Source organism: Pseudoalteromonas sp. QJM3NY_12 (assembly GCF_056173165.1).
Map to the genome: position 1 here is coordinate 1,155,155 of NZ_CM149661.1, position 17,608 is coordinate 1,172,762.

Annotated in this window: 15 protein-coding genes and 2 pseudogenes; 14 read left to right on the plus strand and 3 right to left on the minus strand. The window is 40.6% G+C overall.

All coding sequences use genetic code 11. From position 1 onward, the window contains the following. Positions 1-226: 226 nt before the first annotated feature. From AC0VZ5_RS05360 to AC0VZ5_RS05420, 13 genes and pseudogenes are all read left to right on the plus strand, one after another. Positions 227-3,019, plus strand: a complete 2,793-nt coding sequence (locus AC0VZ5_RS05360) for a monovalent cation/H+ antiporter subunit A (RefSeq protein ID WP_138606207.1) — start codon at positions 227-229, stop codon at positions 3,017-3,019. Beyond that, positions 3,019-3,366 carry a Na+/H+ antiporter subunit C gene (locus AC0VZ5_RS05365; protein WP_054202160.1) on the plus strand — a complete coding sequence of 116 codons (348 nt, stop codon included), beginning with the start codon at positions 3,019-3,021 and terminating at the stop codon, positions 3,364-3,366. Before AC0VZ5_RS05360 ends, AC0VZ5_RS05365 begins: the two co-directional genes overlap by 1 nt. Further along, positions 3,363-4,880: a monovalent cation/H+ antiporter subunit D gene (locus tag AC0VZ5_RS05370; RefSeq protein WP_475474526.1), complete on the plus strand. Its 1,518-nt coding sequence runs from the start codon at positions 3,363-3,365 to the stop codon at positions 4,878-4,880. The genes AC0VZ5_RS05365 and AC0VZ5_RS05370 overlap by 4 nt, the downstream gene beginning before the upstream one ends. Next, positions 4,880-5,416, plus strand: coding sequence for a Na+/H+ antiporter subunit E (locus AC0VZ5_RS05375; RefSeq protein ID WP_054202162.1), 537 nt, complete (start codon positions 4,880-4,882; stop codon positions 5,414-5,416). The genes AC0VZ5_RS05370 and AC0VZ5_RS05375 overlap by 1 nt, the downstream gene beginning before the upstream one ends. Then, positions 5,410-5,679, plus strand: coding sequence for a K+/H+ antiporter subunit F (locus tag AC0VZ5_RS05380; protein WP_008114565.1), 270 nt, complete (start codon positions 5,410-5,412; stop codon positions 5,677-5,679). Before AC0VZ5_RS05375 ends, AC0VZ5_RS05380 begins: the two co-directional genes overlap by 7 nt. A 9-nt stretch (positions 5,680-5,688) precedes the next feature. Continuing rightward, the gene (locus AC0VZ5_RS05385; protein WP_008114566.1) at positions 5,689-6,021 is read left to right on the plus strand and encodes a Na+/H+ antiporter subunit G; all 333 of its coding nucleotides are present in this window, start codon (positions 5,689-5,691) and stop codon (positions 6,019-6,021) included. Positions 6,022-6,153: 132 nt separating this feature from the next. Beyond that, positions 6,154-6,648: a DUF2059 domain-containing protein gene (locus AC0VZ5_RS05390; RefSeq protein ID WP_055011750.1), complete on the plus strand. Its 495-nt coding sequence runs from the start codon at positions 6,154-6,156 to the stop codon at positions 6,646-6,648. Between the two features lie 158 nt (positions 6,649-6,806). Next, positions 6,807-7,243: pseudogene (locus tag AC0VZ5_RS05395) on the plus strand (MerR family transcriptional regulator). Then, on the plus strand, positions 7,240-9,480 hold the full coding sequence (locus AC0VZ5_RS05400; protein WP_475474527.1) for a heavy metal translocating P-type ATPase: 2,241 nt from the start codon (positions 7,240-7,242) through the stop codon (positions 9,478-9,480). The pseudogene AC0VZ5_RS05395 and the gene AC0VZ5_RS05400 overlap by 4 nt, the downstream one beginning before the upstream one ends. A 410-nt stretch (positions 9,481-9,890) precedes the next feature. Further along, positions 9,891-10,106, plus strand: coding sequence for a TIGR02450 family Trp-rich protein (locus AC0VZ5_RS05405; protein WP_010391412.1), 216 nt, complete (start codon positions 9,891-9,893; stop codon positions 10,104-10,106). Between the two features lie 548 nt (positions 10,107-10,654). Next, complete coding sequence (locus AC0VZ5_RS05410) at positions 10,655-10,867, plus strand: EF-hand domain-containing protein (protein ID WP_010391413.1); 213 nt, start codon at positions 10,655-10,657, stop codon at positions 10,865-10,867. 155 nt (positions 10,868-11,022) lie between these two features. Continuing rightward, entirely contained in the window at positions 11,023-11,235 is a 213-nt protein-coding gene (locus AC0VZ5_RS05415) for an EF-hand domain-containing protein (protein ID WP_475474528.1), read from the plus strand. Positions 11,236-11,568: 333 nt separating this feature from the next. Beyond that, the gene (locus AC0VZ5_RS05420; RefSeq protein ID WP_475474751.1) at positions 11,569-11,784 is read left to right on the plus strand and encodes an EF-hand domain-containing protein; all 216 of its coding nucleotides are present in this window, start codon (positions 11,569-11,571) and stop codon (positions 11,782-11,784) included. A gap of 66 nt (positions 11,785-11,850) precedes the next feature. Here AC0VZ5_RS05420 and AC0VZ5_RS05425 read toward each other — a convergent pair whose 3' ends face one another. Beyond that, positions 11,851-13,461, minus strand: a complete 1,611-nt coding sequence (locus AC0VZ5_RS05425) for a M28 family metallopeptidase (protein ID WP_475474529.1) — start codon at positions 13,459-13,461, stop codon at positions 11,851-11,853. A gap of 161 nt (positions 13,462-13,622) precedes the next feature. On the opposite strand from AC0VZ5_RS05425, the gene AC0VZ5_RS05430 reads away from it, so the two are divergent. Continuing rightward, positions 13,623-14,993 carry a Gfo/Idh/MocA family protein gene (locus AC0VZ5_RS05430; protein WP_138596713.1) on the plus strand — a complete coding sequence of 457 codons (1,371 nt, stop codon included), beginning with the start codon at positions 13,623-13,625 and terminating at the stop codon, positions 14,991-14,993. A 69-nt stretch (positions 14,994-15,062) separates the two neighbouring features. Here AC0VZ5_RS05430 and AC0VZ5_RS05435 read toward each other — a convergent pair whose 3' ends face one another. Further along, a complete protein-coding gene (locus AC0VZ5_RS05435; RefSeq protein ID WP_475474530.1) occupies positions 15,063-16,640 on the minus strand; it encodes a LysM peptidoglycan-binding domain-containing protein in 1,578 nt (525 codons plus the stop codon). 153 nt (positions 16,641-16,793) lie between these two features. Beyond that, a pseudogene (gene gloB, locus AC0VZ5_RS05440) lies at positions 16,794-17,566 on the minus strand (hydroxyacylglutathione hydrolase). Positions 17,567-17,608: the final 42 nt, after the last annotated feature.

The window sequence follows — 17,608 nt, forward strand, 5'->3', positions numbered from 1 at the left end:
GAAAGCTGTGCTTATTTTGCTACTGTTCATTAATTTATAGGCATTTTTGTTTGATTATTGTTCCGCTAGCGGCGCTTTCTATAGACAAAAACTGCGTTTATCAGTATAACTATACGTGTTAATGTTGTTAAAAAACAGACATAAAACGTATACCCAAGTCACTTTGGTATTTAATAATAACAAGTAGCGAATTGATAAACTTTATGATTCAAAAAGGCCCTTCATTATGACTTTGCTCTGGATACCCCTGTTATCCTTATTCGGCAGTGTTATTTCTGCATGCACCGGCAAACTTTCTCGAAATCAGGCAACGAGCCTAACGGCTATTGCGCCGTTAGCCGCGCTTGCAATTACACTTTATCATGCGCCCGCGGTTCTTGCGGGGGAAACCATTCGTTTTAGCGCACAGTGGATACCAGCCTTAGGGTTAGATATTTCCTTGCGCTTGGATGGATTGAGTTTACTGTTTTTATTTATGATTCTAGGAATAGGGTTACTAGTAATTTTGTATGCCCGTTATTACCTAAGTCAAAATGATTCCTTGCCAAAACTATTTAGCTACTTAATGTTATTTATGACCGCCATGCTGGGCATTGTTATGTCAAACAATGTGATTCAGTTATGGGTATTTTGGGAGCTAACCAGTATTAGCTCGTTTTTGTTAATCAGTTATTGGTGGCACAAATCAGAGGCGCGCAAGGGGGCGCGCATGGCATTAGCGGTAACTGGCGCCGGTGGTTTAGCCTTACTCGGTGGCTTAATGTTGTTAGGCGATATTGTTGGAAGCTACGACTTAGACACCATTTTAGCTAGCAAAGCGATTATTCAATCTCACGACTTATATGAATTGGCATTAGTACTAGTATTATTAGGTGCTTTTACTAAATCTGCACAATTTCCGTTTCATTTTTGGTTACCGCATGCCATGGCTGCACCTACGCCGGTTAGTGCGTATTTACACTCTGCCACTATGGTAAAAGCAGGTATCTTTTTACTTGCGCGTTTTTACCCCGCATTGGCGGGTACCGATACCTGGTTTTTATTAGTCGGTTTAACCGGTTTAACCACATTATTATTTGGCGCTTATATCGCGTTATTCAAACATGATTTAAAAGGCTTGTTAGCCTATTCAACGATTAGTCATTTGGGTTTAATTACATTATTACTTGGTCTGGATACACAGCTTGCAACCGTTGCCGCTATTTTTCATATTATTAACCACGCGACGTTTAAAGCGTCGTTATTTATGGCAACCGGCATTATTGATCATGAAACCGGGACTCGTGATATGCGCAAACTCAATGGTATGTGGCGCTACTTACCTTATACGGCCACCTTGGCGATGGTGGCTGCTGCCGCTATGGCAGGTGTACCGTTGTTAAATGGTTTCTTATCAAAAGAGATGTTCTTTGCTGAGACACTGCATCAGCAGGTACTTGGCTCAATGTCGTGGCTAATCCCGGTGCTGGCAACTGTAGCGGGTGCGTTGTCGGTGGCGTACTCATCACGCTTTATTCATGACGTGTTCTTTAATGGTGAGCCCATTGATTTACCACGTACCCCTCATGAAGCACCGCGTTATATGCGTGTGCCTATAGAAATCTTAGTGGTACTGTGTATTTTAGTGGGTATTTTTCCACACTTTGCCGTTGATGGTATTTTATCGGCCGCTTCACTAGCCGTACTTGGTGAAGCAATGCCTGAGTATAAATTGACTATTTGGCATGGTTTCAACTTACCTCTACTTATGAGTGGTATGGCGGTAATTGGTGGTTTATTTATTTACGTTAATCGTAAGTACTTGTTCCAGTTCCAAGCGTCGTTACCTCCTTTTAACGCTAAAAAAATCTTCGAGCGTTTTTTAGCGGTAGTGGTCAATTGGTGTCAAAACAAAATCCAATCAACAGAAAATGGCTCATTACAACGTTATGTATTTATAATGTTAGGCGTTGTATTACTTGCCTCTGGTTGGCCATTATTTGAAATGAAGCAGCTAGCCGGTAGCGTGCCTAATACACCGGTTGATATTCAAAACGCAATTGGTGCAGGACTACTCATAATAGGTGCAATTGCTACCGTTATTTGGCATCGAATTCGAATGGTATCGTTATTAATGCTGTCGATTGTGGGGTTAATGGTGTCGGTGGCGTTTACCCGTTTTTCAGCGCCTGACTTGGCCTTAACGCAACTTACTGTAGAAGTAGCCACTATTATACTATTAATGTTGGCACTGTTTTTCTTACCTCAAAGCACGCCAAGAGAGTCAAGCTCATTGCGTATTTTACGTGATGTGGTTATTTCCTCTACCGTGGGGATCATAATTGCTAGTATTTGTTACGCCTTACTGACTCGTCCGCTTGATTCAATTTCTGAGTTCTTTATTGCTAACGCCAAAACAGGCGGTGGTGGCACTAATGTAGTTAACGTTATTTTGGTTGATTTTAGGGGCTTTGATACTTTAGGTGAAATTACTGTACTAGGTATTGCCGCACTGGGCATATTTAAACTGTTATCAAGAATTCCACTTTATATGCCAGCGAGCGATAGTGAAGGGCGTCCATGGTCTAAAGATCGCCATCCTATTTTATTGGCTTGTATTTCTCAAAGCTTACTGCCATTAGCGCTATTAGTGTCTGCTTATATTTTCCTACGCGGTCATAACTTACCTGGAGGAGGCTTTATAGCAGGCCTCGTAACTTCTATTGCCTTTATTTTACAATATATGGCGCATGGTACTGCGTGGATAAATGAACGCTTTGATGTTAACTATCGAAAAATTATTGCATCAGGTATTGCTATTGCCATGTTTACAGGTGTAGGAAGTTGGTTCTTTGACAAGCCATTTTTAACTACCTGGTTTGATTACTTTGATATTCCGTTTGTTGGTAAAACAGAGCTTGCCAGCGCCATTGTATTTGACTTGGGCGTGTACTTAACTGTTGTTGGCGCTACGCTGATGATCCTTGCGAGCTTAGGTAATATGACCGCGAACGCAGAGAAAGAAGAGGTAAATATTTAATGGAACTGTTATACGCATCTTGCGTTGGCGTGTTAGTCACCTGTGGCGTGTTTTTATTGCTAAGAGCACGTACATTCCCAGTGGTACTGGGGCTGACAATGATTTCTTACGCGGTTAATTTGTTTTTATTCTCATCAGGGCGCTTAACAATTAATAAAGCCGTGGTACTAGGGACTGGCGCTGATTACGCTGACCCGCTACCACAAGCCTTAGTGTTAACAGCCATTGTAATTGGCTTTGCGATGACTGCGTTTGTGGTTATTTTATCTATTCGAGGCCGAGCAGATTTAGGCAACGACCATGTTGATGGCACCCTAACTAAAAATAAACGCAAGGAGAGAAAATGATTCAGCATTTAGCATCTTTGCCTATTTTACTGCCAATGCTAGCGGCAATTATTTTGTTGCTCCCACCGTGTGGCAAAAGCTTATTTGCACGCCGATTTATGTCTAGCTTAATGGCTATTTTAACCTTTGCAGTCACAGTATTACTGCTGGTTCAGGTTAAAGATAACGGTATTATTGTTTATGCAATAGGTAACTGGTCTGCACCATTTGGTATTGTACTGGTTGCAGATATGCTCTCGACCTTGTTAGTCACTTTAACCGCCTTTTTGGGGGTTGGCGTGGCTTTATATGGCTGTGCTGGTGATGATGAACAAGGTAGCTTTTTTCACCCTTTAATCCATTTTTTAATATTAGGGGTAAATGGTGCATTTTTAACAGGGGATTTATTTAACGTCTTCGTATTTTTTGAAGTGTTATTAATTGCCTCTTATGCGCTGTTAATGCACGGTGGCGGTAAACCCAAAACGCGCGCTGCTCTGCATTACGTTATTTTAAATTTAGTTGGTTCAAGCGTATTTTTAATTGGTTTAGGTATTTTATACGGAGTATTAGGCACCTTAAATATTGCTGATATGGCCAATAAAGTACCGCAGCTAAGTGGTGACGACGTTTATTTAGCAAAAGCGGGCGGGTTATTATTACTCGTTGTATTTGCACTTAAAAGTGCGTTATTACCATTGCATTTATGGTTACCAAACGCCTACTCAAGTGCCACACCTGTGGTTGCTGCATTATTCGCTATTATGACCAAAGTCGGTGTTTACGCAACCTTACGTGTATATACGGTTATTTTTGGTGAACAAGCTGGTGAACTTGAGCATATGGCGCAGTCTTGGTTATGGGCGTTGGCTATTGCCACCATAGTGATTGGCGCAATAGGGGTGTTAGCCGCACAAGATTTACGTAAGCTTACCGCTAATTTAGTACTGGTTTCTGTAGGGACGTTGGTGGCATTAGTCGCACTACAAAACATAAATGCCACCGCTGCATTGCTTTACTATTTAGTGCATTCAACGTTAGTGACTGCGGCGCTATTTTTACTTGCTGATTTAATTGCAACACAACGAGGTAAAGCTGGTGATCGATTAGTCGGCGGGCGTGCAGTAAAGCAACCATTTTTATTAGGTGCGTGTTTTATTATTGCCGGTTTAACCGTTATTGGTATGCCACCTTTTTCGGGCTTTGTTGGCAAAATTTGGATTTTAAAAACGACCTTAAATAGCGAGCAAGCACTGGTATTTTGGCCTGTTTACTTAATTATGAGCTTAGCGCTAATTGTGGCTATATCACGTGCAGGTACTAGTTTGTTTTGGGAACGTAAAGACAAAACAGGTGATGCTAGCGATGTTGCCAATGCCCACCCGCTACAAGTAACCGTGTTAGTTGGTTTATTAGCAAGTTCAATACTACTGGTTATTTTTGGTGACATGGCAACACAGTACGCCCTCGAGGCGGCAACACAGCTTCACGATATTAGTGGTGGTATTAATGCGGTACTTAAGGGAGGTATGTAATGCGCTTACAAGCTCGTTTTGGTTGGTTACCTACGCCGTTTCGTAGTCTATTTTTATTTATAGTATGGCTCTTGTTAAACAACAGTGTGTCGGTAGGGCATATTATATTAGGGGCGCTACTTGCGTTGCTAATACCGTTATTTAGTATGTCGTTTAGAGACCCGCAACCGCTGATATTAAAGCCGGGGCTAGCACTTAAGCAATTACTAATCGTACTTTACGATATTATAGTGGCTAATTTGCAAGTGGCATTATTAATACTGGGCCCTTCAAAAAATCTGCGTCCAGGCTTTGTTAAAGTGCCTATAGATTTAATGCATGAAATGCCAATTACTATTTTAGCAAGCTGCGTGTCTTTAACGCCGGGTACGGTAAGTGCCGAGGTTTACCCGCTGATTAAATCGCTTAATGAAGACGATGAACCGGTACAGCGTTATTTATTAATTCACGTGTTAGATTTAGATGATGAGCAAGCGCTTATTAAACAAATAAAAGCACGTTACGAAGCTCCCCTAAAGGAGATATTTCAATGTTAGATACAGTATTACTGATTGTTTTTTCAATGGTTGGATTGTCGTTATTACTTAATCTATGGCGACTTATTATTGGCCCATCAGTACCGGATCGTATTTTAGCGCTCGATACTATGTACATTAACGTGATTGCCTTGATTATTTTATATAGCATTAGTATGGGCACGGGGCTGTACTTTGAAGCAGCCTTACTTATTGCCATGCTTGGGTTTATAAGTACGGTAGCTGTATGTAAGTATTTACTTCGTGGCGACATAATTGAGTAAGGTATTAAAATGATAAGTGAATGGATCGTATCAATATTGCTGCTGTTAGGCGGGTTATTTATTTTAATTGGCTCAATTGGTTTAATTAAATTACCTGATTTTTTTATGCGTTTACATGGGCCAACAAAAGCCACCACTTTAGGTATGGCGAGTATACTTACCGCTGCTATGGTATTTTTTGCTAATTCAGTCAGTGGCTTAAGTGTAAAAGAAATATTAATCACTATATTTCTATTAATCACTGCACCTATTAGTGGCTATATGCTGATTAAAACCGCTATTCATCATAAGCTTAAAGCTAAAGAGGGAACGAAAGGGCTCGATAATATCGAAAAAGATTAGCTCTGGGAATAAACGATTAAAAGCCGAATAAACACCTGTTATTCGGCTTTTTCGTTTTTTGGTTGTCCCCATTTACAACACTTGTTGAACATGTGATTATGACGCTAATTCAAATACAAAAAGGATATTAATATGGGTAAGGTAATACTGCTTTCACTTTTAATTTTTTCAACTAACCTTGCAGCGCAAACTGCCAAACAGCAAAAAATTGATGAGCTGGTAGAGGTGATGAACATGGATGCCATGGTTGACTCTATGTATGCGCAAGTTGAGGGCATGATGCAAAATATGTCAGTGCAAATGGGCGTAAAGCCAGATGAGAAAGCAATTTTCGACAAATATTATGCTGATATGACCGAGGTATTAAAAACAAAAATGAGCTGGCAAAAAATGCAGCCGATGATGATTAACCTCTACGATAAACAATTTACTGAACAAGAAATTAGCGACATGTTGGCTTTTTATAAGACAGAGTCAGGGCAGGCTATTTTGAAAAAAATGCCACAAGTAATGCAAGAATCAATGCAAATGTCACAAGCCTTAGTACAAGACGCTATGCCTGAAATTCAAGCAATTGCGGGTGAGCTTGGTGAAGCACTTAAGCAATCTCGAAGCAAAGCAAACTAAGGACTACAGTAACTCTCAAATTTAGCAGTCACTTATGGTGACTGCTCTTATCTTAACTTTCTTCCACACTCCCAGCCATATACTTAATTAATTGTTGACCTATGTGTTACACATAGGTTTATTATGTTGTCATTACATAGCCAGCCAGAGGTTTAATGATGTACGTAAAGCAATTAGCCAATACTATGGGCGTGACCCAAGACACGGTTCGTCATTACACGCGAATAAAGCTGCTTAATCCTATTCGTGGTGAGCGCAATGGTTATCAAGAGTATACCGCAGCCGATCAGCAACGTTTAAAGTTTATTATTAGTGCGCTCAACTCGGTTTCTCAATAAAAGATATTCAACAAATTATTGCACAGTCGGAGCAAGGGCAGTGCCCTTGTCCGCTCACACGACAATTAATAGCAAAGCGACTAGAGGAAACAGAGCTGCACTTTCAAGAAACACTTAAATTACGCACGCGAATGCAAGCAGCGGTTAAACAGTGGGATAAATCGCCTGATGGGGCTGTAAGTGCAGATATATGTAGCTTAATAGAGACCTTTGTTGATCCAATCTCTGAAGTTAAAAATACTAAGGAAGCGTTATGAGTAATCAATCCACCACGCAAAACTTTATAATTGAAGGCGCAAATTGTGGCAGTTGCGTGGCTAAAATAGAGAAAGCATTGAAAAATGTAAAGGGTGCGCAGCGCGTTGAAATGAACTTTGCCGATCGAACTGTGCAAGTAGAAGGTTCGGCTAAGGCTGGGGAGCTAATGCACGCTGTCGCTGATATTGGTTATCAAGCTAAACCTATGAACAGTGATTCTCAACAAGACGCCTTAGATGAAAAAGCCGAAGCTGATAACGCGCACTACAAAAAACTTATGCGCAATATGCTATTGGCATTGGGTTTGGGGGCGCCATTAATGCTTTATGGATTAATCTTTGATATGAGTGTCACTAGCAATGCCCAGCGTATTGGCTGGTTTATTGTTGGAATGATGACGTTGGTCGTAATGATTGTGTCGGGTAAGCAATTTTATACTGGCGCATGGCAGTCATTTAAAAATCATACAGCGAATATGGATACCTTGATTGCGCTTGGTACGGGAACAGCCTGGCTATATTCAATGGTGGTGGTGAGCATGCCAAGTCTATTACCAGAGGTGGCTAGACATGTTTATTTTGAAGCCTCAGCAATGATCATAGGCTTAATAAGTCTTGGCTTAGCCTTTGAAGTAAAGGCGCGAGGGCGTACCTCTGAGGCTATTAAACGCTTAATTGGTTTACAGCCTAAAACGGCACGGGTGATCCGAGATAACCAAGAGCAAGATGTAGCTATAAGCCAAGTTATTAAAGGTGACTTGATTCGTGTCTGCCCTGGAGAGAAAATTTCAGTCGATGGAGATGTTATTGAAGGCAGCAGTACACTAGATGAATCAATGCTCACTGGTGAACCGATGCCGGTTAATAAAGGTGAGGGTGACAAGGTTGTTGCTGGCAGTATTAATAAAAGTGGTACTTTGTTGTTTAAAGCAACCCATATAGGCAGCGAAACCACCTTAGCGAATATTATTAATATGGTTAAACGTGCACAAAACTCTAAACCCTCAATTGGACGCTTAGCTGATGTTATTTCAGGCATATTTGTACCCACAGTGATGATTATTGCAGTGCTAGCAGGCTTAGCATGGCTTAACTTTGGCCCACAGCCGAGTATTGCTTATGCGGTTGTTGCAATAACCACAGTTTTAATTATTGCTTGCCCGTGTGCACTTGGCTTAGCTACACCGATGTCAATTATGGTCGGCATAGGTAAAGCTGCTCAGTCGGGTATACTTATTCGTAACGGTGAAGCGCTACAAACAACAGCTAAAATCACCACCATGATCTTAGATAAAACAGGCACTATAACCGCTGGTAAGCCAACCGTGACCGATGTGGTTACGTTCAACCAAAGCGACAGTACCGAGGTGCTAAAGTTAGCAGCTAGTCTTGAAAGTAGTTCTGAGCATCCATTAGCCGAAGCTATTGTTAATTATGCTAAAAACCAAAATATTACCCTTGAAAAAGTCAGGAATTTTAATGCTATCACTGGGCAAGGTGTGATCGGTACCATTAATGAGCAAAGCCTATTGTTTGGCAATCAGGCACTGATGAAAAGCCACAATATAGATATTGCAGAGGCAATACCTCAAGCCGAGCAGCTTGCCAACGCTGCTAAAACGCCGATGTACTTTGCTATTGGTAATCAATTACATGCCATAATCGCAGTTGCTGACCCAATAAAAGAAGAATCAGCTGAGGCCATTAAACGCTTACAAAATAAAGGTATGCAGGTGGTTATGCTGACAGGCGATAACCAAGCGACCGCTAAAGCCGTTGCCAGCAAAGTCGGTATTACAGACTTTATAGCGCAAGTAATGCCAGATGATAAAGCCAGTGAAGTGACTAAGCGTCAATCTCAAGGTGAAATTGTAGGCATGACTGGTGATGGTATAAATGATGCGCCAGCATTGGCACAAGCCGATGTTGGATTTGCCATTGGCACTGGCACAGATGTAGCTATTGAAAGTGCGGATATAACGCTGATGCGAGGCTCACTTCATGGTCTTGCAGATGCCATTGCAATTAGTGGCGCAACCATAACTAATATTAAACAAAATTTGTTTGGGGCGTTTATTTATAACATTGCGGGTATTCCGATTGCTGCAGGGCTGTTGTATCCGTTTTTTGGTCTACTACTAAACCCAGTCGTAGCTGGCGCGGCAATGGCTTTATCATCGCTTACTGTGGTCACTAACGCAAATCGGTTACGTTATTTTAAAGCGAGTAACTCGTAACTTTATTTATAGGGGATTTAATTATGTTATTAATTAATTTATTAGGCGTTTTACTTATTGTCGCTATCATTTATTGGTTTTGGTTGTATGAGCCGAAGTAAACAGTTATAGCAATCAAATAGTCATTACTGTGGGTAACGGGGGGTATTATTATCCAGCGTATTTTAAGGTGGCAGCGAACAGGCCTCTGACCCTGAATCCTTGCGCTAAAACAGTGATTTTCCCCCGCTTGAACTCGTGAAACGCCAAGTATAGGTGAAGATGCGGCTATTGAATTACTTTCGCTTGATGTTGGAGAATATGCTTTTCATTGCTAAATACAAATGTTTAAAGGGAAGTTTTTGGTTTTTTAATAAAACTAAACGTATCCCTGATGCGTATTCTCAAGCAGAAAACATAAAAGGTGTAGTATGAATAAATTAAACCCTAAAAAACTGCTAAATAGTAAATGGACTGCCATCCCAGCTATTAATAAAGAAAAGCACTTTATTATTGTTGAGGTAGAATTTGATGAAGACGCTAATGTGATTGAATGTATCACTGAAGCGGTGATGTCAAAAAATCAATATCCTATTCAGTGGCGCGACTTAAAAGACGAACAAAGATGGCGCCAAGGCTGGAAGTGACCCCATATACTCATGCCCAAATAAGTGGGTATGAGTGATATCAAATTAGTATCCCGCATGAGACTCATTCCTTACTTTTAGTATTTATTCGCCATACGGCGACAAATCCTTGCTTTTTCTCTCCCCGTTAAAAAAATTAATTTATATTTTTCTACAAATCAATTTAAGTTGTTTATTTTCAATTTGTTATCTATTTAATTTAATTTAATTTAATTTGTTTAATTTCGCGTTGTTAATTTGTTCAGTGGCGATTTATTCCTATAGCGGCTCAGTCTTGTTGTTTTGAGTTTAATTAGAGATAGGTGTGTCTTTTTTAGATTATTTAACTTATTGAATTTTAAAGGGTATTTTTTTAGTTAAAAGTAGCTGTTGCAAAAGAGCAACAAAATGTTGGGCATTTTTAAGTAAAAATCACATTTATATTTTTAACTTATTGTTTATAAATAAAAAATTAAACATGGCATCGAAGTTGTAATACCTAAGCTGTATTTAGCAAAAAGTGATTAAGCTTAACGCTTAACCTTACAACCCAATGAAGGAATTACGTTATGACAACATTTAAATCAACACTGGTATTAATGGCACTTGCTTCTTCATCTGTGGCGTTTGCTGCAACAGATTTTGACACACTGGATGTGGATGGTAATGGCGCAATAAGCCAAGCTGAAGCATCAGTAGATGCCTCACTTATGAGTAAGTTTACAGAGCTTGATACGGATAAAAACGGCGAGCTTTCTAAAGCAGAATTTTCTAAGGCTTAAAAGGCCAATGCTCAACGCTATTGCATATTCTGAGTTGCCAAAGACAACCTAAATAGGCAAGGGAGCCTATGAAAGAGAATAACTAGGATGTACGGTTGTAGCGTTGAGTTAATTAATTTATACCCAAACATTGCATACTTTGAAGGATTAATATTATGAAAAAATTACAGTCAACTCTTGTACTTATGGCACTTGCTTCTTCATCTTCAGTATTTGCCAGCACAGACTTTGAAACTCTTGATGTAGATGGTAGTGGCGCAATTAGCCAAGCTGAAGCATCGGTTGCGGCAGAACTTATGGAGCAGTTTGCAGAGCTGGACGTAGATGGCAATGGTGAACTTTCTAAAGACGAATTTTCAGCATACTAACTTTATAATTCCCTAAGGATCTTTGAAAAGGATTTCTTACCCACTTTTTTTTTAAGCTAAGGATTTATTATGAAAACATTTACTAAAACTTGGGCGTGCTGGCCTTTATAGATTGAAGTTTGTTCAATCTAGGGACGATTTAATTGCGGCGCGACATTTGTAACCTAGTGGGCTAAGTAAAAATCGAGCAACAAAGAGTTAATCGTCCCTAGGAAGAACCCTTTGGGCAATGCATGTTTGGCATTTACACTGCGTTATCGCCTATTTATGGGGAGCAACCACACTACATAGGCTCTGCCTTGTCTATATACCAAACATGCTGCTGCAAAATTAATCACAAAAGGTCACCACGCCCTAACTTTAATTGCACTTGCTTCGTCTTCTGCCGCTTTTGCTGCGGTTGACTTTGATTCTTTTGATTCTGATGGCGACGGCGTTATTAGCCAGTCTGAAGCACAAGCTAATTCACAATTAGCTAAATTATTTGATGACTTAGATATTGACGGCAATGGTGAATTATCTCAGCAAGAATTTGCTAAAGTTCAGTAACAAACACGCACAATCTTTAACGATACAGATAAAAGCAGCCGAATAATTTCTCGGCTGCTTTTTCATTTACTTATCTTCTAAACGTTTGGCTTTAAAATCAGACTCGCTTGTCCACTTAGGCCAGTCGCCATTATTGGCAAGTTGACTGGCTATATCTATAACTAGCTCGATATCCTGTTTTGCACCAGCTAATGACCATGTATCTGAATAGTCGTCGGCTTCTTTATGGTATTTATGACTGATGTAGTCAGGATCGGTATCACCTAAGCTCATAAACAGTAAACTTGGCACGCCCTGTTTAGCGAGTGAGAAATGATCTGATCTAAAAAACAATCCATTTTGTGGGCGAGGATCCATTTTTACCACGCGTCCTTGTGATTTAGCCGCGCTTGCTAAGTAACTCTCCATTTCTGATAGGTTGTTACCGTATTGCAAAATATAATCGGTTTCATCGAGCACGTTCATACCATCGATATTTAATAATCCGACCATTTTTTTGGTGGCAATCATATTCCCATTGGCAAATTCTTCTGAGCCGATTAGACCTGTTTCTTCGGCGGTAAAGTTAGCAAACAGGATTGAGCGCTTAAACGGCTTTTGCTGATGCATTTTGCTCATAATGCGAGCAATTTCAAGTGTTGCTGCGGTGCCCGAAGCATTATCTACTGCGCCATTATAAATTTTAGGTCCACTGTCGGTTTGTTTAGTACCAAAATGGTCCCAATGGGCACTAATAATAACGTATTCGTCAGGGGTTTCACTGCCTGTAATTTGTGCAACCACATTATGTGATTTAGCGTGTGACACTTCATTTTTAAATGCAAGGTTTGCCTTTAAGTTCAATTCCTTGGCTTGAAATTGCTTACTTAATGCGTGTTGCTTTAATTGTTGATAATTTAAGTTTGCCGATGCGAATACTTGTTCAGCCGCATTAAGTGTTAACCAGCCCATAACCGGCAGTTCAGATGCATTAAGGTTGTTGTCCATTAAGCTATACTTGGTACCCGTGTTTGAGCTTTCAACCACGCCCCAAGGGTATGCGGCTGGGGCTGTTTCATGAACAATAAATACCGCTTTTGCACCTCGGCGCGCGGCTTCTTCATATTTATAAGTCCAGCGGCCATAGTAGGTCATGGCATTGCCTGTAAATAGTGTATCGTCTTGGGTGGCAAAGCCCGGATCGTTCACCAGCACAATAACGGTTTTATCGGTTACATCAACATTGGCATAGTCGTTCCAGTTATATTCTGGCGCGTTAATCCCATAACCAACAAATACAATATCGCTATTGCGGACATCAATAATCGGCTGTAACTGCTTTGTACGGGCGGTGAAGTCTTTACCTGCAATAAAGCTAAGCTTCCCCATAGTTAATTGCATGTTTTGATCTGCAGTTAGCATGGCCATTTTAACTGGCTGTAAATACTTCCCTTGATACGCGCCAGACAACCCCATTGCTTGGTATTGCTCACTTAAATAGCCAACGGTTTTAACTTCACCTAAGGTAAGCGGGCCGCGTCCTTCAAAGTCATCTGACGCTAAGGTTTTAATATGCTGTTTAAGATTATTTAAACTAACACCAGGGGTGTTTTCAAGAGATGAAGCTGGCGTTGTAGGCTCAGAGCAACCCGTTAGTGCAATAGCTAAAAAAAGTGCAGTGATTTTTATATAAGACATAACTACTTAAAATAATAATTTTTTTCGACTATAACCCCAAGTAACCGGTAAATGCGAATTTTTATCTCTTTTAACCTTATTTTTATGTCACTTACCTCTTCACCTATTTACCCGTTCATCGCCTTTAGGTAAGTTAAAATAATAACAAAAGGGATAAAGCAATGAAGCAATTTAATCGTCGAGACTTTTTAAAAGCAGCCAGTGTTGCCGCAGCTGCAGGTGTAGTGAGTGGTTGTGCATCAAGTGGAAGTGCTAATGCAAGCGCACCAAAACAGCAAGGGCGCAGCGTTATTGGTTTAGTCGCGCCTAAAATGGATGTGGTTAGAGTGGGCTTTATTGGTGTGGGTCAGCGCGGTTATGGACATGTAAAGCGCATGAGCCATATTGAAGGTGCGCAAATAGTCGCTATTTGTGACACGCACACTGAGGTGCTAGAGCGAGCTGCCAATTATTTAGTTGATAAAGGGGTAGCTAAGCCGGCGTTATATACTGGCAGTGAGCGGGCCTATCAACAAATGCTTGAACGACAAGACATAGATATAGTCATTATTTCTACTCCTTGGGCATGGCATGCACCTATGGCTATCGATACTATGAACAGCGCAAAACATGCTTTTGTTGAAGTGCCCTTGGCACTGACTGTTGACGAAATGTGGCAAATTGTAGATACCGCCGAACGTACTCAAAAAAATTGCATGATGATGGAAAATGTGAATTACGGTCGCGACGAGTTAATGGTATTAAACATGGTGCGCCAAGGTGTATTTGGGGAGCTGTTACATGGCGAAGCGGCCTATATTCATGAGCTTCGTTGGCAAATGAAAGAGCTTGAGCACAAAACAGGCTCATGGCGAACGCAATGGCATGCAAAACGTGATGGTAACTTATACCCCACTCATGGATTAGGCCCTGTATCGCAATATATGAATATAAACCGTGGCGATAGGTTTGATTTTTTAACCTCAATGAGCTCTCCTTCGCTGGGTAGAAGCGCGTATGCACAACGTGAATTTGCAGCGGATCATTCCCGTAATCAGCTTAATTATATTGCCGGTGATATGAACACGACACTGATTAAAACTCTCAAGGGGCGCAGTATTATGGTACAGCACGATACAACAACCCCTCGGCCATACTCTCGACATAACTTAATCCAAGGGACGAATGGGGTGTTTGCCGGTTTCCCTAATCGTATTGCGCTTGAAAATGGTGGTTCTAAAAGTTTTCATGAATGGGATTATGATATGAGCGCATGGTATGAGCAGTACGACCATCCCCTATGGATTAAAATGGGTGAAGAAGCACAGCGCAATGGCGGCCACGGAGGCATGGACTTTTTAATGTTTTGGCGGATGATTTATTGCCTAAGAAATGGCGAACCGCTGGATCAGGACGTTTACGATGGCGCAGCATGGTCGGTTATTTCACCGTTATCAGCCCAGTCTGTGAGTGAGCGTAGCCGCTCAATCGATATTCCCGATTTTACTCGCGGTGCATGGCAAACAGCACAGCCTTTAGGCATTGTAGGCTAAGGTTTATAGCAGGCATAAAAAAAGAGCGCATGCGCTCTTTTTTTATTTAACAGTTTATTACAATAGGGATCAGCTACTTCTTACATCTACTTTTAATTTAAGCTTTTGTCCTGGCTGTAAGTATTTTTGTCCGGCAAGGTTATTCCATTTAATAATATCGCTTACCGTTAAATTAAACTTAGACGCTATACGCGCTAAAGAATCGCCTCGACGAACTTTGTAGGTAATAGTACGATTAGTATTACTCGTCGACTTTTTAGGCTGGCTAGCTGACTTATAAACTACCAATTTTTGATTTAAACGCAGTACTGCATTTTTTTTCAGCTTATTCCACTTAGCTAATTCACTCATAGTTACATCGTATTCGCGGCTAATATCCCATAGGGTATCGCCACTTTTTACCGTATGAGAAAGTTTAGTGCGTAAACTTTTATTAGCGGCCGCACGTACTTGCTGAGGCAAATGTTCACTGTTAATTTTACCATCAGTGAGTGGTACTAAAATTTGTTGACCCACACGAATTACGTTTGAGTTAAGCTTATTTAATGACTTAATCGCGCTGATACTAGTGGTAAATTTATCTGCAATCACCGACAAGCTATCGCCACGTTTGACCTTATATTGCTGCCAACGAAGACGGTTTTTAATCGCTGTAGCGGTAAGCTTTTCAGTGAATTGTTCTACTTTATCGGTAGGAAGTAATAAAAAGTGTGGGCCATCAGGATCGGTTGCCCAGCGGTTAAATCCTGGATTTAATCGATATAGTTCGGTAAGGGTCATATCGGCCATATCCGCAGCCAGTGCTAAATCTATTTGTGACTCAATATTAACCACTTCGACTACTTGTGCGTTAATTATTGGCTTCCACGACACTTTAAACTCATCTGCACGTTTTAGTAAATCAGCTAAAGCTAATAATTTAGGCACGTAGGCGGTGGTTTCACGAGGTAAATCTAGTGACCAAAAGTCGGTAGGTAAATGCTTTTTACGATTCTTTTTAATCGCACGCAGCAAGCGGCCTTCACCTGAGTTATAGGCGGCAATTGCGTTCAGCCAATCACCTTCAAGGGTTTTGTGTAAGTACGAGAGATAATCAAGTGCAGCGCGTGTAGACTGCACAATATCGCGACGACCGTCATACCACCAGTTTTGTTTTAAATCGAAACGCTCGCCAGTTGCAGGCATAAATTGCCAAATACCCGATGCAGTACGGTGCGAATAGCCATAAGGGTCGAATGCACTTTCTACAATGGGTAAAAGTGCAATTTCGATGGGCATTTCACGCTTTTCAATTTCTTCAACAATAAAATGTAAATACGGCTCAGCACGTTTAGAAATGCGATCTAGGTATGCCTGATGACGTGCATAATAATTACGCTCAGCGACCACTGGGCGATTTTGTGGAATATCAATAGATAATTGGTAACGAATTCGCTCCCAAACATCGTCAAACACAGGGGCTTCTTCTTCAATATCGTTTACTTGTTGATATTGCGCATTAATCATTAATGCAGTGCTAATATCATTTGGGCTGGCGCCTTCAAGCTGGTTTTGAGCTTGATTTTGTGAATCTGAGTTTAACGTTGTCAATGTTTGACAACCGCTTAGCGTCATCGCTAAAACCAATAAAAGAGGAGATTTATTCATAAATACCAATACATAGGGTAAAAAACTCGGCGAATACTACTCATTATGAGCCAACATTGCCACTTGTCATCGTTAAAAATCCAAACAAATATAATTAGAAAGTGTTAACTTATTGTTATTTAAAATGAACAGTTAATTATTTTTGTTACTGGCTTAAAAATTATCTTTGAACATCCTCAGACTAGCAAAGTTTTCCCAAGGTTCATTGTTTTTTGTAACTAAACAGTACTCTTTTGGTAATGACTTTGTAATATCGGGCAAATTACTACGCATAAAAGGGTTAACTTTAAGCTCTTGGCCTATGGTGCTTGGCAAGCTTATTTCATCATTTTTTCGCAATTCATCTACTTTCTGGCTGTAAGCGAGTAATTCGGGGTTTCGTGGCTCAACCGCTTTTGCAAAGGCCAAGTTTGCCTGGGTGTATTCGTGGGTGCAATACACTTTGCAATCACTTGGCAATGCTCGCAACTTATTAAATGAATGCCACATTTGCTCTGGGCTGCCTTCAAATAAGCGCCCACAACCACCACTAAATAGGGTGTCGCCAGTAAAGGCCAGTGCATCATTAATATAACAAATATGGTCTAGGGTGTGCCCAGGGGTGGCTATAATTTCAAATGGAATGTTTAAAACGCTAATTGTATCACCTTCATTTAAAGGCGTTGTTATTCCCTCAAATGGGCTATTACTTGGGCCGTAAACTGTGATGTTAGGGTACTGCTTTACTAATTGAGCTACGCCATCGGTATGATCATAATGATGATGGGTAATTAAAATACCGCCAAGGGTTAAGTTATGCTGTGCTAAATGCTCTAAAACTGGTGCTGATTGCCAGGATCAACCACCCACGCTTGGTTATTCTGTTCGGTGGTTAAGCACCAAATGTAGTTATCAGAAAAGGCTTTAATTGCTTTGACTTGCACCATGTATCGTTGCTCTATAAAGTGGTATTTAATTAATATTATAAC

What these genes read in the sequence shown, in the direction of transcription:
- AC0VZ5_RS05360 (WP_138606207.1), top strand. Translation starts at nt 227, where the DNA reads ATGACTTTGCTCTGGATACCCCTGTTATCCTTATTCGGCAGTGTTATT.
- AC0VZ5_RS05365 (WP_054202160.1), top strand. Translation starts at nt 3,019, where the DNA reads ATGGAACTGTTATACGCATCTTGCGTTGGCGTGTTAGTCACCTGTGGC.
- AC0VZ5_RS05370 (WP_475474526.1), top strand. Translation starts at nt 3,363, where the DNA reads ATGATTCAGCATTTAGCATCTTTGCCTATTTTACTGCCAATGCTAGCG.
- AC0VZ5_RS05375 (WP_054202162.1), top strand. Translation starts at nt 4,880, where the DNA reads ATGCGCTTACAAGCTCGTTTTGGTTGGTTACCTACGCCGTTTCGTAGT.
- AC0VZ5_RS05380 (WP_008114565.1), top strand. Translation starts at nt 5,410, where the DNA reads ATGTTAGATACAGTATTACTGATTGTTTTTTCAATGGTTGGATTGTCG.
- AC0VZ5_RS05385 (WP_008114566.1), top strand. Translation starts at nt 5,689, where the DNA reads ATGATAAGTGAATGGATCGTATCAATATTGCTGCTGTTAGGCGGGTTA.
- AC0VZ5_RS05390 (WP_055011750.1), top strand. Translation starts at nt 6,154, where the DNA reads ATGGGTAAGGTAATACTGCTTTCACTTTTAATTTTTTCAACTAACCTT.
- AC0VZ5_RS05400 (WP_475474527.1), top strand. Translation starts at nt 7,240, where the DNA reads ATGAGTAATCAATCCACCACGCAAAACTTTATAATTGAAGGCGCAAAT.
- AC0VZ5_RS05405 (WP_010391412.1), top strand. Translation starts at nt 9,891, where the DNA reads ATGAATAAATTAAACCCTAAAAAACTGCTAAATAGTAAATGGACTGCC.
- AC0VZ5_RS05410 (WP_010391413.1), top strand. Translation starts at nt 10,655, where the DNA reads ATGACAACATTTAAATCAACACTGGTATTAATGGCACTTGCTTCTTCA.
- AC0VZ5_RS05415 (WP_475474528.1), top strand. Translation starts at nt 11,023, where the DNA reads ATGAAAAAATTACAGTCAACTCTTGTACTTATGGCACTTGCTTCTTCA.
- AC0VZ5_RS05425 (WP_475474529.1), bottom strand. Translation starts at nt 13,461, where the DNA reads ATGTCTTATATAAAAATCACTGCACTTTTTTTAGCTATTGCACTAACG.
- AC0VZ5_RS05430 (WP_138596713.1), top strand. Translation starts at nt 13,623, where the DNA reads ATGAAGCAATTTAATCGTCGAGACTTTTTAAAAGCAGCCAGTGTTGCC.
- AC0VZ5_RS05435 (WP_475474530.1), bottom strand. Translation starts at nt 16,640, where the DNA reads ATGAATAAATCTCCTCTTTTATTGGTTTTAGCGATGACGCTAAGCGGT.